The following is a 17,032-nucleotide window of genomic DNA, read 5'->3' on the forward strand; positions in this document are numbered from 1 at the left end:
GGATTGTTCATGCTGAAAAGATGCCTGTGGCTTAGCGCATTAATCGCTGGCTGGTTGATGATTACCGCGTGCAGCAGCGCGCACAATACAACGCCTCGCTATGTTCCTCCTGGGGAGAGAACACCGCTGACGGCGGATCATCAGTGGCCGAAAAATAGTTTCCTGGTACTGGGTTATCACGATGTTGAAGATGGTGCTGCCGACCAGCGTTACCTCTCTGTGCGTACCAGCGCGTTGAGCGACCAAATGGCCTGGCTGCGTGATAATGGCTATCAGCCGATCAGCGTGCAGCAAATTCTGGATGCCCATGACGGTAAAATTGTACTGCCGGAAAAAGCGGTATTACTCACCTTTGATGACGGGTATAGCAGTTTTTATACCCGCGTCTGGCCATTGCTGAAAGCCTACAACTGGCCTGCGCTCTGGGCGCCAGTAGGCAGTTGGGTTGATGCACCAGCCAACAAAAAAGTCGATTTTGGCGGCTTAATGACAGCGCGAGATAAATTCGCCACCTGGAAAATGGTCGAAGAAATGGGGAAATCGCCGTTGGTGGAAGTCGGTGCGCACACCTGGAACTCGCACTTTGGCGCTGAGGCCAATCCGCAGGGGAGTAAAGAGCCAGCTGTAGCGAACCGCCTGTATGATAAGAAAACTGGCACTTACGAAACGGACGAACAGTACACGCGACGTATAAACACGGATATTTCTCTGATCACTAACAAGATAAAATCGGTGACAGGGAAATCGCCGCGCGCGTGGGTATGGCCGTACGGCGCAGCCAACGGCACGACGTTAAACCTGGCCAAAGAGCATGGCTATAAGATGGCCTTTACGCTTAATGAAGGGTTGGCGAATGCCGCGTTTCTCGATGATATTCCGCGCGTGCTGATCTCTGATAACCCATCCCTTAAGCGCTTTGCCAGTCAGGTCGCTCAGGTCCGTGAGCCACAGACGATGCGCGTGATGCATGTCGATCTGGATTACGTGTATGACAAGGACCCTGCTCAGCAGAAGCGAAATATCGATAAGCTGATCCAGCGCGTTTATGACATGCGTATTTCTCATGTCTTCCTGCAGGCGTATGCCGACCCTAAAGGTGACGGGAATATTCGTGAGGTCTATTTCCCCAACCGCTGGCTGCCGATGCGTGCCGATCTCTTTAACTATATCTCCTGGCAATTACAAACGCGGGCAGGGGTGACGGTATATGCCTGGATGCCGGTTCTGGCTTTCGATCTCGACGCGTCTATTCCACGCGTAACCGCATGGGATCCGAAAACGGGACGTACTGCTATCAATCACGAGAACTATGTCCGCCTTTCACCCTGGAGCAGCGAAGCGCGTCAGCGCATCACTGAAATCTATGAAGACCTGGCGAAGCACGCCAGTTTCAAAGGTATTTTGTTTCATGACGATGCTTTCCTGACGGACTTTGAAGATGCGTCACCGGAGGCGTTAGCCGCCTACCGTGCCGCAGGGCTTCCGGGCAGTATCGAGCAAATACGTAATAATCCTCAGGCGTTCGAGCGCTGGACGCGCCTGAAAAGTAAGATGCTGATCGACTTCACCAAACAGCTGACCCAGTCTGTGCGTAATATTCGCGGTCCACAGGTGCAAACTGCGCGCAATATTTACGCCATGCCGGTACTGGAGCCTGAAAGTGAAGCCTGGTTTGCACAAAACCTGAATGATTTCCTCAATACCTATGACTGGACGGCGCCGATGGCGATGCCATTCATGGAACAGATCCCGGCCAATGATGCCAACGCATGGCTTGACCGACTGGTGAATGCCGTTGCACAAAACCCTGGGGCGCTGGATAAAACCGTGTTTGAACTGCAGGCACGAGACTGGCGTAAATCCGGGGATCAGGCTGAAATCAGCGGAAAACAAATAGCCGAATGGATGCGCCAGCTGAAATTAAGCGGTGCAGGTAACTACGGCTATTACCCGGATGATTTCATCAGCGACAAACCTGAGATGTCAGAGATTCGCTCGACGTTCTCCTCATACTGGTATCCGCAAAAATGACCGATCGCATTATTGCTTTCCTGATACTTTGCCTGATGTTCAGCCTGCCGTTTGGCGTGGCTGTCATCTTTACAGGTGAAGTGATGTTGAACTTCGTCTTCTTCTGGCCTTTGTTCATGTCTGCTTTGTGGATAAGCGGCGGAGTCTATTTCTGGTTTTACCGTGAACGTCACTGGAAATGGGGAGATGACACGCCACCACCGACCCTGCCGGGGAATCCACTGGTTTCCATTCTGATCCCCTGTTTTAACGAAGGGATCAACGCGCGTGAAACCATTGAGGCCGCACTGGCACAGCGATATAAGAATATCGAAGTGATTGCCATCAACGATGGTTCAACGGATGACACTCACGACGTGCTGGAACAACTGGCAGTGGAATACCCCAGCCTGCGGGTGATTCATCTGGCTGAAAACCAGGGCAAAGCGCTGGCGCTCAAGACCGGTGCGGCCGCGGCGCGCAGCGATTACCTGGTGTGCATTGATGGCGATGCGTTACTGGATCGTGATGCCGTTGCCTATATTGTGGCTCCGCTGATCCAGTTCCCGCGTGTTGGCGCAGTGACGGGGAACCCGCGTATTCGAACCCGCTCTACGTTAATCGGCCGTGTGCAGGTCGGTGAGTTCTCTTCCATTATCGGCTTAATTAAGCGTACTCAACGAGTCTATGGGCAGATCTTTACCGTTTCAGGCGTAGTTGCGGCGTTTCGTCGTCGCGCGCTGGCCGAGGTCGGTTACTGGAGCCCGGACATGATCACTGAAGATATCGATATCAGTTGGAAGCTGCAATTGCGCCACTGGTCGGTATTCTTTGAGCCGCGCGCACTGTGTTGGATCCTGATGCCTGAAACGTTAAAAGGGCTGTGGAAGCAGCGTTTGCGCTGGGCGCAGGGTGGTGCAGAGGTGTTTATCGTTAACATGCGTCGTCTGTGGTCGTGGGAGTTCCGTCGCATGTGGCCGCTGTTTCTTGAGTTTTGTTTTTCTACCGCCTGGTCGTTTGCCTATGCGATCAGTATCGTGCTGTTCCTGTTAGGGCTGATGATCCCGATGCCGGACTCGCTGTATGTGCAGCATCTGTTCCCGCCAGCCTTTACCGGACTTATCCTCGGCGTGGTGTGCTTGCTGCAGTTTGCGGTGAGCCTGATGATTGAACGACGTTATGAAAAAGGCATTGGCGCTTCGTTGTTCTGGATTATCTGGTTCCCGGTGGTGTACTGGATGCTAAGCCTGTTCACCACGCTGGTCGCGTTCCCGAAAGTGATGCTCAAACGCAAACGCGGCAGAGCGCGTTGGGTGAGTCCTGACCGTGGAATTGGGAGGATCGAATCGTGAATCAGCCACTGATCTTTACGGAGCGGCGTCTGCTGCCTCGCATTATCGATGTGTTGTTGACGCTCATCGCCTGGGTTGGTTTCTTATACCTGATCTATAAAGGGTTGATCACGGCCCTGGCGCATTCACCGTATATGGGGGGGCGACCCTTTTTCACCACGCTGGATACGGTCACGTTTTATATCCTTGTCGCCCTGGTCAACGGCCTGGTGCTAATTGGCTGGGCGAAGTACAACCAGTTTCGTTTTCGGGTGGAACGACGCAGTCGCAGACCCGGGCTGGAAGACCATGAGCTGGCAGAAAGTTTGCGTATTACCCGGGAGCTGGTTACGGAACTGAACAAGGCGAGGGTGCTGACGGTCCACCATCATGAGAATGGCGAAATCAGTCATATCGATGTGGACAGGGATATTGCCGATAACCGCCTCCCGCCGCCAACGCCTGCGATGCTGGAGTATTTGCCACCAGAGCAGCAGCCGTCGTTGCAGAACAGGCCCGAGTGATATTTCTGCTTTCAGCAGCTTCCTTCAGCCTCGCATAGGTCTATGATTAGACCCAGACAATAAAAAAATGTGAGGCAATGTCGTGGATAAGGAACTACTGGATGCAGGTTACCGGGCCTATACCGGCGAGAAGATTGACGTCTATTTCAACACGGCGATATGTCAGCATTCGGGCAATTGCGTGCGGGGAAGCGCGAAACTGTTTAACCTGAAACGTAAACCGTGGATCATTCCGGATGAAGTGGATGTCGAGACGGTCATCAAGGTCATCGATACCTGTCCGAGCGGTGCGCTGAAATATCGCCAGAAATGAGTGAGGGGACCATGGAAATTCTTGCAGGCCACAACAAGTTTTATGTCAATGATGCTGAGGGCAACCAGGTTGCCGAGATAGTATTTGTGCCGACGGGCGAGCATCTGAGCATCATTGAACATACCGATGTCGACCCCAGCCTGAAAGGTCAGGGCGTCGGCAAACAGCTGGTGGCGAAAGTGGTAGAGAAGATGCGCGCTGAAAACCGCAAAGTTATTCCGCTGTGCCCGTTTGCCAAACATGAATTTGATAAAACCCGCGAGTACGACGATATCCGCGCCTGATCATCTTATGTGTACCGGAAGGTATAACAGCCATCCGGTTCATCACTCCCGATGCAGCAGATCCTGATAAATCCCCGTCAGTATCCCTTGTGGCCCAAACTCTTTTTTAATCCACTGAGTTACACGACCGGTTGCCGAATGCTGGGTGGCCAACAGCATTCGTGAATCCTGACGCGGGTTGTGGATCTGCCGCGTCACCAGCAACGACTTTTCCATCGCCTCGCGCACCATGTAGTCCGGCAGAAAACCGATGCCTTCACCCAGGATCTGGCACTGGCACTTGGTATTAAAATCGGGAACCAGAATCGACTCCTGTCCGTGTAACAGCCAGCCGACCTTCTTGTTGATGGTGTGTGCGGTGTCTTCCACCATGATGTTCGGGTACAGGCGTAACTGGCTCTCAGAAATGGGTTCCGGCATAAAGGCGAGGGGATGATCCGGGGCAATCGCAAACGACCAACGGATCGCGCCGATCTCGGTGTAATCAATTCCGCCGCCGTCCAGTAACGTATCGGGTGCGCCAATGGCGATATTAGCCAGGTTGTTGATGATCGAATCCCAGACGCCGTTATACACCTCGGTGGTGACGGTTATCTGGCAGGTTGGAAACTGTTTCTTGAGTACCTGCAGCAGCCGCGCTGTATGTTGAGGGGTATACAAAAGCTGGTTAATGCAGATGCGTACCCGGGCTTCAATGCCCTGAGCGATGGTATCAATGCTGCGCTTGATTGCGTGGAAATCGTTGAGCAGGTCGGTCGCCTTGCGAAACAGGTAGCGCCCGGACTCGGTCAGTTCAATGCTGCGAGTACTGCGGGTAAACAGCACCACGTCGAGACCCATTTCCATGCGCTTAATGGTGTAACTAATTGCCGATGTGGTTAAGCCAAGCTCTTCAGCCGCCTTGCTAAAGCTGCTGTAGCGGGCAGCCATCGTAAACGCCAGTAGGTTTTCCTCGGTAAATATTGAATTCATCTTTCTCCCCTCCGGCGACAATGCGCATCCGCAACACGATGATTGTTGAATGTATTTGTAATCCTTATACAGAGCAATCAGTTTTGAACAAAATTTAACACTAGTTTTACATTTGATTTGAAGGCAATCACACTTCTGTATTTTAATTGCAGGCCGCTATCCGTGCAGCATACCGCCTGATTCACCGGACTACTGATTAGTGGCTAAAAGGGCCCCAGCCATAAGGGAAAGATTGCACTACAGCACGTTTTGTTCTCATTGTTAAAATTGATTCAATAATCGATGCGCTAACGATGAATGAAATTTAAGCGGATGTTATTCTCTGCACTCTGTTGCTATTCTCAGGTTATCGGATATTTAAAAAGTCTAAAAAACTGCAGGAGAGCGATTATGTCAGAGAAAGAACTCATTACTGAATTTCTGCTGGCGGCAGAACAGGGCAATGCCGATGGATTAAAATCCTGTCTGGTAAAAAATGTGGATATTAATGCCACTAACCGCCAGGGGCGTACTGCCATTATTATTGCCAGCCTGAATAAACATTATGACTGTGTTTCCTTATTGATTGCTGAGGGGGCCGATATTAATAAACAAGATCAAACTTGTTTTAACCCCTTCCTGATTAGCTGCCTGACGAATGATTTAACGCTGTTGCGTACGGTATTACCGGCTAACCCCGACCTTAATTGTCTGAGCCGTTTTGGCGGAGTCGGTATTACGCCAGCCAGCGAAAAAGGCCATGTCGAGATCGTGCGTGAGCTGCTGCTGCGTACCGATATCAATGTCAACCATACTAATTTTGTTGGCTGGACGCCGCTCCTGGAAGCCATCGTACTTAATGACGGTGGCGCGAAGCAGCAGGAGATCGTTAAGCTGCTGCTCGACCATGGCGCAAATCCGCACATGACGGATAAATACGGTAAAACCCCGCTGGAACTGGCGCGAGAGAAAGGGTACCACGAAATTGCCGAGCTGCTGATTGCGGCCGGAGCCTGACACAGGAGCGCCATTATCGCTACGCCATCACGGCGATGCGTACGGGCGCTAACCGCAGACAGCGCGTTTCTCACTTTCCGGGGAACGGGACGGGTTGAACAGGTTTTTTCCCACGCGGTAAACCTGTTGATACCTGAACAGCAGCGGCTGCTGACGTTACTGAGTGAAGATTGTGATAACGCACCTAACAGCTGTCGGCTGGCGCTGACGCATTGTGAAGACCTGTTTCACTCCGGTGAGCTGGTCAATTTTAGCGGGTCGGGAATAGTTGTTGGCAATGATAAATGGATAGAAACCGCCGGTTGCCTGCTGTGGCGAATACCACGGTGGACATCTGATGCAGCAAGTCTTGCCACAGTCGGCTGGCAGCATTGGGAAGAGGTTATCCGCCAACAGCTAAGAAGCGACGACACATTATTTCTGTATCAGGGTGACAATCCGTTTTTTCAGGAAATCACCCGTCAATTACACAACCGCCGACAAACATTACTGACGGCGTTGCGTACAGGAGAAAATATCTCTACAGCGGTCAGCCATTTAATTGGTTTGGGGATTGGTCTGACGCCCTCATCGGATGATTATTTAGTGGGCCTAAGCACTATTCTATTTATTCCCGGACATCCGCTGAGGAAATATCGTGAAGATTTTTTAGCAGCTTTACAATGTGCCGGAAATAATACGACGCTACTCAGCAAAATAACATTAGAGGAAGCTTTTCATCAGCGTTATCGGGAAAGCGTTGGACGGCTGCTCAACCATATTATTACTGAGCAACAACCCGTTTCTACACAATATATTACTGACATTAAAAATATTGGCTCAAGTTCTGGCTGCGACATGCTGTATGGCATGGCAGATGCCTGCGCCCTGAGCCACAGGTCCGGAGGGAATTATGTCGATCAGGATAGTTGTTAAAAAGAACACGTATTTTGATTCTGTCTCACTGATGTCTATCTCCACGCGCGCAAATAAGCTCGATGGTGTTGAGCAGGCGTTCGTGGCTATGGCGACAGAAATGAATAAGGGCGTGCTGAAGAATCTCGGCCTGCTCACGCCTGAGCTGGAAGAGGCGAAGAGTGGCGATCTGATGATTGTCATTAAAGGCGCGAGCGACGAAGCAAACGCGCAAACGCTGGTGGCGATTGACGATCTGTTTACGCATAAAGAGCAGGGTGGCCAGCACGAAGCGCGCTATGCCACGCTCGCCAGCGCGAAGAAGCACGTTCCCGACAGCAACCTGGCGGTGATCTCGGTCAACGGCCTGTTTGCCGCGCGTGAAGCGCGTCAGGCGTTGCAAAATAACCTCAACGTGATGTTGTTCTCTGACAACGTCTCTCTTGAAGACGAGCTGACGCTTAAGCAACTGGCGCACGAAAAAGGGCTGTTGATGATGGGGCCAGACTGCGGAACCGCCATCATTAACGGCGCGGCGCTGTGTTTTGGCAACGCAGTGCGTCGCGGCAACATCGGAATTATTGGTGCGTCCGGTACCGGTAGCCAGGAGCTGAGCGTACGCATTCACGAGTTTGGCGGCGGAATTTCCCAACTGATTGGCACCGGTGGACGCGATCTGAGTGAGAAGATTGGCGGCCTGATGATGCTTGACGCGATTGGCATGCTGGAGGCCGATCCGCAAACTGAGATCATCGCGCTTATCTCCAAACCTCCTGCGCCAGCGGTGGCGCGCAAGGTGCTGGAACGTGCGCGCGCCTGTCATAAGCCCGTGGTGGTGTGTTTCCTCGGACGTGAAGCCGCGCCTGCGGATGAAAAAGGCCTGCAGTTTGCCCGCGGTACTAAAGAGGCGGCGTTGAAAGCTGTACTACTTACCGGCGTGAAAAAAGAGAGCCTGGATCTGCATCCGCTCAACTGGCCGCTGATTGAAGAGGTTCGCGCCCGTCTGACCCCGCAACAAAAGTACATCCGTGGCTTGTTCTGCGGTGGCACGTTGTGCGATGAGGCGATGTTTGCTGCCATGGAAAAACATGCCGAAGTTTACAGCAACATTCATCCGGATCCGGCGTTCCGCCTGCAAGATCTCAACCGCAGCGTGGCGCATACCTTCCTCGATTTCGGTGATGACGATTTTACCAACGGTAAACCGCACCCGATGATCGATCCCACCAACCGCATTAGTCGTCTGTTGCAGGAAGCGCGCGATCCTGAAGTCGGCGTGATCGTGATGGACTTCGTCCTTGGTTTTGGATCGCATGAAGATCCGGTTGGCGTGATGCTCGACGCGATCGTTGAAGCCAAAGCGATCGCCGCCGCAGACGGTCGTCCGCTTGAGATCCTCGGCTATGTGCTGGGGACCGATCTTGATACGCCGTCGCTGGAAAAACAATGTCAGATGCTGACTGATGCGGGCGTTATCTGGGCGAGCAGTAGCACCAACACCGGATTGCTGGCGCGTGAATTTATCTGTAAAGGGGAGGAAGCCTGATGAGCCAGACACTGTTTAACCAGCCGCTGAACGTGATTAACGTCGGTATCGCGATGTTCAGCGATGACCTGAAAAAGCAGAACGTTCCCGTGACCCAGCTCGACTGGACGCCGCCGGGTCAGGGCAACATGCAGGTGGTTGCTGCACTGGACGAGATTGCCGATTCGCCGCTGGCAGACAAAATCGCTGCCGCTAACCAGCAGGCGCTGGAACGTATTATTCAGTCGCATCCGGTGCTGATTGGCTATGACCAGGCAATCAATGTCGTACCGGGGATGACCCGCAACACCATCCTGCATGCCGGGCCGCCGATCCGCTGGGAAAAAATGTGCGGTGCGATGAAGGGCGCGGTCACCGGGGCGCTGGTGTTTGAAGGACTGGCGAAAGATCTGGATGAAGCTGCCGAACTGGCCGCCTCGGGTGAAATTATCTTCTCACCATGTCACGAGCATGACTGCGTTGGCTCGATGGCGGGTGTGACCTCTGCGTCGATGTTTATGCACATCGTTGAGAACAAAACCTACGGCAACCGCGCATATACCAATATGAGCGAGCAGATGGCGAAGATCCTGCGTATGGGCGCGAACGATCAGAGCGTTATTGATCGTCTGAACTGGATGCGTGATGTGCTGGGACCGATGCTGCGCGACGCCATGAAGCTGGCGGGCGAAATCGATCTGCGCCTGATGTTGGCGCAGGCGCTACACATGGGCGATGAGTGCCATAACCGTAACAACGCCGGGACGGCGCTGCTGATTCAGGCGCTGACGCCGTGGATTATTCAGACCGGTTATCCGGTTGAGCAGCAGCGTGAGGTGTTCGAGTTCGTCCTCAGCAGCGATTACTTCTCCGGGCCGACCTGGATGGCGATGTGTAAAGCCGCAATGGACGCCGCCCACGGCATTGAATACAGCACCGTGGTGACGACGATGGCGCGAAACGGTGTTGAGTTCGGTCTGCGCATCAGCGGCTTACCGGGTCAGTGGTTTACCGGTCCGGCGCAGCAGGTGATTGGCCCGATGTTTGCAGGCTACAAGCCGGAAGATTCCGGACGTGATATTGGCGATAGCGCGATCACCGAAACCTACGGCATTGGTGGTTTCGCCATGGCGACGGCACCGGCCATCGTGGCACTGGTGGGTGGTACGGTCGAAGAGGCCGTTGATTTCTCGCGCCAGATGCGTGAAATCACTCTCGGCGAAAACCCCAACGTCACCATTCCGCTGCTGGGTTTTATGGGCGTACCGACTGCTATCGATATTACGCGCGTGGGCAGCACCGGCATTCTGCCGGTGATTAACACCGCCATTGCGCACAAAGACGCGGGGATCGGCATGATCGGCGCCGGAATAGTCCACCCGCCGTTCGCCTGTTTTGAAAAGGCGATCCTCAACTGGCGCGACCGCTACTGCCAATAACAACAATCGGGGCTAACGCGGTTAGCCCCACAGTAGCGAAGCGAAAAACGTTGCTTACCTGCAGGGCTGGGCGATCTCCGCGATCGCAAACGATGCTTAACCTGTTAAGGATATTCCATGAACAGCATAAAACTAGAATGGAAACGTGGTGACTGGGCAGCTTACTTTGGGCTGATGACCAACAACCTGACTAACCTGCTGACAATGATGGGGCTGCTCATTTTTGTCGTCGGGATCCCTACTGAAATTGTCTATGGTCGCATTGCGCCTGCCTTTGGTCTGGCGGTGCTGGTAGCCAGCGTCTGCTACGCCTGGTTTGGCCTGCAGATGGCAAAACACACCGGGCGTAAAGACGTGACGGCGCTGCCGTCCGGACCGAGCGCACCGTCAATCTTTACCGTAACCTTCCTGGTACTGATGCCGGTTTATCAGCAAACCAAAGATGCCAACTTTGCTATCCAGATAGCCCTGGTGTGGTGCTTTGTCGAAGCGTTGATCCTGGTCGGCGGCTCCTTCCTGGGCGAGACCATCCGCAAGATGATTCCACGTACGGTACTGCTTTCTTGTCTGTCCGGCCTGGGACTGTTGCTGCTGGCGATGAACCCGATGCTGCAGGCATTCGAAGCGCCGACCGTCTCTTTCATCGTCCTGTTGCTGATCTTCATTAACTGGTTCGGTAAGAAGCCGATTTTTGCCCGCATTCCTACCGGCTTGCTGCTGCTGATTGCCGGTACGGCCCTGGCGTGGATCTCCGGTTTACAAAGCCCGGAGGCCATTAAAGCGTCGATGTCTTCCTTTGGCTTCAACCCGCCGGAAATTCATGTCGACAGCTTCTTGCAAGGTTTGCCGCATGCACTGCCGTATCTGGCTTCTGCGGTTCCTCTGGGTCTGGCGAACTACATTTTCGACCTTGAGAACATTGAAAGTGCGCACGCGGCGGGGGATGAGTACAACACCCGTAAGGTGATGATGGCGAACGGCTTTGCCTCCATGCTCGGCTGCATGCTGGGCAACCCGTTCCCGGTGACCGTGTATGTTGGGCATGCGGGCTGGAAAGCGATGGGCGCCAGTATCGGCTATACCCTCGCTTCAGGCATCACCATGTTCCTGGTACCGCTGTTTGGCCTGGGCGCGTTTATGCTCGCCATTATTCCGATGACTGCGATAGTGCCGATTCTGGTGTTTATCGGCGTGGTGACCGCCAACCAGGTGGTGCGAGAAACGCCCAAAGTCGAGGTTCCCGTTATCTTCATCTGCCTGTTCCCGTGGATCGCTAACTGGGCATTGACCATCGTTAACAGCGTGATGGGCGCCGCCGGAACATCCGCGGGGAAACTGGGTAGCGACTTACTGCACAGCAAAGGTGTCTATTACGACGGACTGGTGCATCTGGGAAGCGGCGCGCCGCTGGCCAGCATGCTGTGGGGCTGCGTCGCTATCTTCGCCATTATGAATAAGCCGCTGCGCGGGGCGATTGCCGCAGCCTTTGGGGCACTGTTATCGCTGTTTGGCGTGATCCACTCCCCGGCAGTTGGCTTTGCTGAGGGCAGCTCGATGATGTTTGTTGTGGCCTACCTGATGATGAGCGGCATGTTTGTCCTCAAGCATGTTCTTGATAGCCGTGAAGCGGTGACTGCGCCTGAGCAGGAACCGACGAAAACGACCTGAATCGCCTGTAAGCGGAAGATAACACTATGAAAGAACTTGTGGTCGTTGCCATTGGCGGCAACAGCATTATCAAAGATAACGCCAGCCAGTCGATTGAGCACCAGGCTGAAGCGGTGAAGGCGGTGGCGGATACGGTGCTGGAGATGTTGGCATCGGACTACAACATTGTGCTGACGCACGGTAACGGGCCGCAGGTGGGGCTGGATCTCCGACGTGCGGAAATCGCGCACGAGCGTGAAGGGTTGCCGCTTACCCCGCTGGCAAACTGCGTCGCCGATACGCAGGGGGGCATCGGCTATTTGATCCAACAGGCGCTGAACAACCGTCTGGCGCGGCGCGGCGAGCAGAAGGCAGTCACGGTGGTCACGCAGGTGGAGGTCGACAAAAACGATCCGGGCTTTGCTAATCCGACCAAGCCTATCGGGGCGTTCTTTAGCGCAGCGCAGCGCGATGAGTTGCTGCGGGTCAATCCAGGCTGGCGCTTTGTTGAGGATTCGGGACGCGGCTACCGCCGGGTTGTGGCTTCCCCTGAACCAAAACGTATTGTTGAAGCAGAGGCGATCAAAACGCTGACTCAGCAGGGGTTCGTGGTGATTGGTGCGGGTGGTGGTGGCATCCCGGTGGTGCGTAGCGATCAGGGGGATTACCAGAGCGTGGATGCGGTGATTGATAAAGATCTCTCCACGGCGTTGCTGGCACAGGAGATCCGCGCCGACATTCTGGTGATCACCACCGGCGTCGAGCAGGTCTGTATTCATTTTGGCAAACCTAACCAGCAGGCGCTGGATACGGTGGATGTCGCCACGATGACCCGTTACATGCAGGAGGGACATTTCCCGCCGGGCAGCATGTTACCCAAGATTGTTGCCAGCCTGGCGTTTCTGGAGCGTGGCGGTAAACGAGTGATCATCACCACGCCGGAATGCCTGCCCGCCGCACTGCGCGGCGAAACGGGCACCCATATTGTCCATTCCTGAGAGGAGATGCGAATGAAGGAAAGTAACAGCCGCCGTGAATTTTTAAGCCAGAGCGGAAAAATGGTCACTGCCGCCGCGCTGTTTGGCGCAGTCGCCCCAGTCGCGTATGCTGCTAATCCTGTCGGGAACACCTGCGGGTCGAAGAGCACAATGACGATTAACGATAAGCACTATTACCTGGATAACGTCCTGCTGGAAGCGGGGTTTGATTACGAAAACTCAGTGGTGGTGCACACCCGTACCGCGCTGCAAACCGTTGAAATCCAGGACGGGAAAATAGTTGCGCTGCGCGAGAATAAGCAGCATCCGGATGCGACGCTGCCGCACTACGATGCGGGTGGAAAGCTGATGCTGCCCGCCATGCGCGACATGCATATCCATCTGGATAAAACCTTTTACGGCGGTCCCTGGCGTTCGCTGAACCGTCCGGCGGGCACCACCATTCAGGATATGATCCGCCTGGAACAAAAGCTGCTGCCTGAACTCCAGCCTTACACCCAGGAGCGCGCGGAAAAGCTGATCGATCTGCTGCAATCAAAAGGTACCTCGATTGCCCGCAGCCACTGCAACATAGAACCGGTTTCCGGACTGAAAAACCTGGAGAACCTGCAGGCGGTGCTGGCGCGTCGCCAGCCGGGTTTTGCCTGTGAAATTGTGGCATTTCCACAGCATGGTCTGCTGTTATCAAAATCTGAACCGCTAATGCGTGAAGCGATGCAGGCGGGAGCGCATTATGTCGGCGGTCTGGACCCAACCAGCGTGGATGGGGCGATGGAAAAATCCCTCGACACCATGTTCCAGATTGCGCTCGATTACAACAAAGGCGTGGATATCCATCTGCATGAAACCAGTCCGGCGGGCGTGGCGGCGGTGAATTACATGGTAGAAACGGTGGAGAAAACGCCGCAGTTAAAGGGCAAACTGACCATCAGCCACGCGTTTGCGCTGTCTACGCTGAACGAACAGCAGGTGGATGAACTCGCATCCCACATGGCGGCGCAGCAGATTACCATTGCCTCGACGGTGCCGATTGGCACGATGCACATGCCGCTCAAGCAGCTGCGCGACAAAGGTGTGGAAGTGATTACCGGAACCGACAGCGTGATTGACCACTGGTCGCCGTACGGGCTGGGAGACATGCTGGAGAAGGCGAATCTGTACGCGCAGCTCTATATTCGCCCGAATGAACTTAATCTGTCGCGGGCGCTGTTCCTCGCTACCGGTGATGTGCTGCCGCTTAACGATAAAGGTGAGCGCGTCTGGCCGAAAGCGCAGGATGAAGCCAGCTTTGTGCTGGTAGATGCCTCATGCTCAGCGGAAGCGGTCGCGCGAATCTCCCCACGCACTGCGACCTTCCACAAAGGCCAACTGGTGTGGGGGAATGTCGCAAGCTAGTTTGGTTTTCCGCGCAGCGGCTATCGCTGCTGCGCTCCCATATATTAACCGACGATCCCCATATAGCCGTGAATCCCCATATATACGCCGACCATTGCAATGAGCACGCTGGAAAAATAGGGCGCTTTGCGTGCCAGCGTGTTAAATCCGCTCCATCGTTTGGCTGCCTGCTGCACGCTGATTGCCGCACCCACGCCCACTGTTACCAGCGTTATCGCCAGCCCGAGGCTAAAGCACAGCACCATGGTGGCGCCCAGCGTGAAGGCTTTGAGCTGGATGCATATCAGCAGTACCGTAATGGCAGCTGGGCACGGGATCAGCCCGCCGGTCAGACCGAACAGTAATATTTGGCCGTTGGTGACCTCTTTGCCCGCAAAGCGGCGCTGAATATCGGTGGCATGCGCCCGTTCGTGGGCATCCTGATATTCTTTTGAGCCTTCGGTGAGTCCGGCCAGTGCGCCATGGTCGTGATTATGCTCGTGTTCGTGATGATGATGGTGATGATCGTCATCGTGGTCATGATGATGGTGGTGATGGTCGTCATGATCATGGTGGTGGTGATGCCCGTGATCGTGGTCGTGATGCGTCTGGGCCAGCCAGTTCTGCTCTCCCTGCCAGGTTCGCCAGAACATCCAGAATGCGGTCCCGAGAATAATTATCGCCGAGACAAATTGCAGCCATGGCTCAACGGCCTGGGCGGTAAACGCTTTGCTGATATACATCCCACCGAGCGCAATCAGCCATACTACGGCGGTATGCGACAGCGTCGCTGCCAGTCCCAGCATCACCGCCTGTTTGATGGTCCCCTTAATAGCAATAATAAAGGCCGCCATCATCGTCTTGGAATGCCCTGGTTCCAGACCGTGCAACACACCTAATAGAATCGCGCTGGGAATGAAAAACCAGGCGTTGCCTTGCTGAAGAAGCGTAGAAAACTCACCCATGAGAATGATTCTTAGTTGTTTAATTTCGCCTGATTCTACTCCCCCCCCAGTATCAAATACTACCCCCCAGTAGAATGTCGATGGTATTGTCCCTATAGCCAGACGTTAAAAAGGTAAAGTTATGTCACATACGATCCGCGACAAACAAAAGCTGAAAGCCCGAACCAGCAAGATTCAGGGGCAGGTAGCGGCGTTGAAAACCATGCTGGATGAACCGCATGAATGCGCGGCGGTATTGCAGCAAATAGCGGCGATCCGCGGGGCGGTAAATGGATTAATGCGCGAAGTGATTAAAGGTCATCTGACCGAGCACATTGTGCATCAGGGCGATGAAATTAAGCGCGAAGAAGATTTGGATGTGATTCTGAAAGTACTGGATTCGTACATCAAATAAGCCAGTTTAACGGCTCATCCACGTGATGGAATGAGCCGTTAAGCAACACGTTCTAGCCAAAAAACATCACAGATACGCACAGCAGACCGACAATCAGGGTGATCAGGTTACCCACTGAACGGTATGACTTCAGCGCCGGGATCAGATAGGTAGACAATGTCGGCATGATAAACAAAATCATGGCAATCAGCGGCCCACTAATCGCGTAAATCATTGAAATAGCATTAGGATTGATGCAGCAGATGATAAACGTGATGCTTGAGACCAACATAATGGACAGAGCGCGGTTAAAGGCCCGGCTTTTCTTCACACCCACCTGATGCAACGATGTTTTTACTACCTCCGTTGCCCCTTCAATCACGCCAAAGTAGGTGCCAAGGAACGATTTTGACATCGCTACGACGGCAACGATGATCCCGGAAATCGACAGCCATGCCGGTGCGTTAGGCATCATCGACAGCGCGGAAAGAATGGTCACGCCTTCATTTTTTGCATCCTCGATATAGTTTGTCGGAATCGAAAGCAAACAGCTGAAGACGAAAAACAGTACGCTCAGGCAGATGATAACGTAGGCTACCTTCATGATTTTTTTGCATTTACCCATGGCCTGCTCGCCATATTTCTCACGTCGATCAATGGCGAACGTGGAGATAATTGGCGTATGGCTAAAAGCGAAAACCATCACGGGAATAGATATCCAAACCTGATGAAGCGTGTGCTGATCGACAGACATCTGGCCGGTGAGTAGCGTTGGCTGCCAGCTTCCGGTCAGGTAGAGCGAAAGGAACAAAAAGTACGCGATGAGCGGGAATACCAAAAAGCCCATGACCCGGATGGTGGCTTGTCGACCCATCAGAAAAATTAAATTCAGCACCAGTACCACGCCCAGACTGACCAGCATGCGGATCCGCAGGTCGATAGTGATATGTTTTGCCAGCTGTTCAGTGAGTGAGTTGGTTATCGCCACGGCGTAGATCAGCACCACCACAAAGAAGGCAATAAAATAGAGGGTGGTGATCAGGCTGCCAATCTTCTTGCCGTAGTAGTGTGTAACCGCGCCAGTAATCCCTTCACCAGCCGACGTTTTTGAAGACAGGATAAACTGGCATAGCGCCTTGTGCGGCCAGTAGGTTAAAGGCCAGGCGACGAGAGCGGTTATAAACAGTACCACCGCACCTGCAGAACCCAGCTGTATGGGGAGGAAGAGGGTTCCTGCGCCGACGGCAGTCCCATATAGTGCGAAGCTCCAGAGAGTCTCTTCTTTTGACCAAAATTTCGACATTGTTTGAACGTATCAACTATAAAATAAACAAAAAGAAGCGCAATTTACCACAAATGGCAGGGGCTGGGGGAGGTGTGAACAAGC

Annotated in this window: 16 protein-coding genes; 13 read left to right on the top strand and 3 right to left on the bottom strand. The window is 53.7% G+C overall.

Annotated elements, in window-relative coordinates; all coding sequences use genetic code 11:
- Positions 1-9: 9 nt before the first annotated feature.
- The 5 genes from pgaB (at position 10) to OGV85_RS19905 (ending at position 4,462) form a co-directional block, all read left to right on the top strand.
- Positions 10-2,031 (top strand): poly-beta-1,6-N-acetyl-D-glucosamine N-deacetylase PgaB, encoded by a 2,022-nt coding sequence (pgaB, locus tag OGV85_RS19885; RefSeq protein WP_003846429.1) that lies wholly within the window; start codon positions 10-12, stop codon positions 2,029-2,031.
- Positions 2,028-3,362 (top strand): poly-beta-1,6-N-acetyl-D-glucosamine synthase, encoded by a 1,335-nt coding sequence (gene pgaC, locus OGV85_RS19890; RefSeq protein ID WP_003033859.1) that lies wholly within the window; start codon positions 2,028-2,030, stop codon positions 3,360-3,362. The genes pgaB and pgaC overlap by 4 nt, the downstream gene beginning before the upstream one ends.
- The gene (gene pgaD / locus OGV85_RS19895) at positions 3,359-3,865 is read left to right on the top strand and encodes a poly-beta-1,6-N-acetyl-D-glucosamine biosynthesis protein PgaD (protein ID WP_061547601.1); all 507 of its coding nucleotides are present in this window, start codon (positions 3,359-3,361) and stop codon (positions 3,863-3,865) included. The genes pgaC and pgaD overlap by 4 nt, the downstream gene beginning before the upstream one ends.
- 82 nt (positions 3,866-3,947) lie before the next feature.
- Entirely contained in the window at positions 3,948-4,178 is a 231-nt protein-coding gene (gene yjdI, locus OGV85_RS19900; protein WP_003033864.1) for a 4Fe-4S mono-cluster protein YjdI, read from the top strand.
- A gap of 11 nt (positions 4,179-4,189) precedes the next feature.
- Positions 4,190-4,462 (top strand): GNAT family N-acetyltransferase, encoded by a 273-nt coding sequence (locus OGV85_RS19905; protein WP_003033869.1) that lies wholly within the window; start codon positions 4,190-4,192, stop codon positions 4,460-4,462.
- Between the two features lie 42 nt (positions 4,463-4,504).
- Here OGV85_RS19905 and OGV85_RS19910 read toward each other — a convergent pair whose 3' ends face one another.
- Positions 4,505-5,434, bottom strand: a complete 930-nt coding sequence (locus tag OGV85_RS19910; RefSeq protein WP_003033874.1) for a LysR substrate-binding domain-containing protein — start codon at positions 5,432-5,434, stop codon at positions 4,505-4,507.
- Positions 5,435-5,824: 390 nt separating this feature from the next.
- Here OGV85_RS19910 and OGV85_RS19915 point away from each other — a divergent pair, with 390 nt between their 5' ends.
- The 7 genes from OGV85_RS19915 to OGV85_RS19945 all read left to right on the top strand — a co-directional run bounded on the left by OGV85_RS19915 (position 5,825) and on the right by OGV85_RS19945 (position 14,328).
- Positions 5,825-6,430 carry an ankyrin repeat domain-containing protein gene (locus OGV85_RS19915; protein ID WP_061547600.1) on the top strand — a complete coding sequence of 202 codons (606 nt, stop codon included), beginning with the start codon at positions 5,825-5,827 and terminating at the stop codon, positions 6,428-6,430.
- A 15-nt stretch (positions 6,431-6,445) separates the two neighbouring features.
- Positions 6,446-7,345, top strand: coding sequence for an oxamate carbamoyltransferase subunit AllH family protein (locus OGV85_RS19920; RefSeq protein ID WP_072291295.1), 900 nt, complete (start codon positions 6,446-6,448; stop codon positions 7,343-7,345).
- On the top strand, positions 7,323-8,870 hold the full coding sequence (gene fdrA / locus OGV85_RS19925; protein WP_003033884.1) for an acyl-CoA synthetase FdrA: 1,548 nt from the start codon (positions 7,323-7,325) through the stop codon (positions 8,868-8,870). The genes OGV85_RS19920 and fdrA overlap by 23 nt, the downstream gene beginning before the upstream one ends.
- Complete coding sequence (locus OGV85_RS19930) at positions 8,870-10,288, top strand: YlbE family protein (RefSeq protein WP_003033887.1); 1,419 nt, start codon at positions 8,870-8,872, stop codon at positions 10,286-10,288. The genes fdrA and OGV85_RS19930 overlap by 1 nt, the downstream gene beginning before the upstream one ends.
- Positions 10,289-10,405: 117 nt before the next feature.
- Complete coding sequence (locus OGV85_RS19935) at positions 10,406-11,956, top strand: hypothetical protein (protein WP_003840986.1); 1,551 nt, start codon at positions 10,406-10,408, stop codon at positions 11,954-11,956.
- Between the two features lie 26 nt (positions 11,957-11,982).
- Positions 11,983-12,933 (top strand): carbamate kinase family protein, encoded by a 951-nt coding sequence (locus OGV85_RS19940; RefSeq protein WP_046670326.1) that lies wholly within the window; start codon positions 11,983-11,985, stop codon positions 12,931-12,933.
- Positions 12,934-12,945: 12 nt separating this feature from the next.
- Complete coding sequence (locus tag OGV85_RS19945) at positions 12,946-14,328, top strand: amidohydrolase family protein (RefSeq protein ID WP_061547598.1); 1,383 nt, start codon at positions 12,946-12,948, stop codon at positions 14,326-14,328.
- A 44-nt stretch (positions 14,329-14,372) separates the two neighbouring features.
- Here the strand turns inward: OGV85_RS19945 and OGV85_RS19950 are convergent, their stop codons facing one another.
- Positions 14,373-15,272 carry a nickel/cobalt efflux protein RcnA gene (locus OGV85_RS19950; RefSeq protein WP_048232734.1) on the bottom strand — a complete coding sequence of 300 codons (900 nt, stop codon included), beginning with the start codon at positions 15,270-15,272 and terminating at the stop codon, positions 14,373-14,375.
- Between the two features lie 121 nt (positions 15,273-15,393).
- Between OGV85_RS19950 and rcnR the strand changes: the two genes are divergently transcribed.
- Positions 15,394-15,666, top strand: coding sequence for a Ni(II)/Co(II)-binding transcriptional repressor RcnR (rcnR, locus tag OGV85_RS19955; protein ID WP_003033900.1), 273 nt, complete (start codon positions 15,394-15,396; stop codon positions 15,664-15,666).
- A gap of 52 nt (positions 15,667-15,718) precedes the next feature.
- Here rcnR and OGV85_RS19960 read toward each other — a convergent pair whose 3' ends face one another.
- Entirely contained in the window at positions 15,719-16,948 is a 1,230-nt protein-coding gene (locus tag OGV85_RS19960) for an amino acid permease (protein WP_061547597.1), read from the bottom strand.
- Between the last annotated feature and the right edge of the window lie 84 nt (positions 16,949-17,032).

Source organism: Citrobacter sp. Cf132 (assembly GCF_030333885.1).
Classification (GTDB): Bacteria; Pseudomonadota; Gammaproteobacteria; order Enterobacterales; family Enterobacteriaceae; genus Citrobacter; species Citrobacter freundii.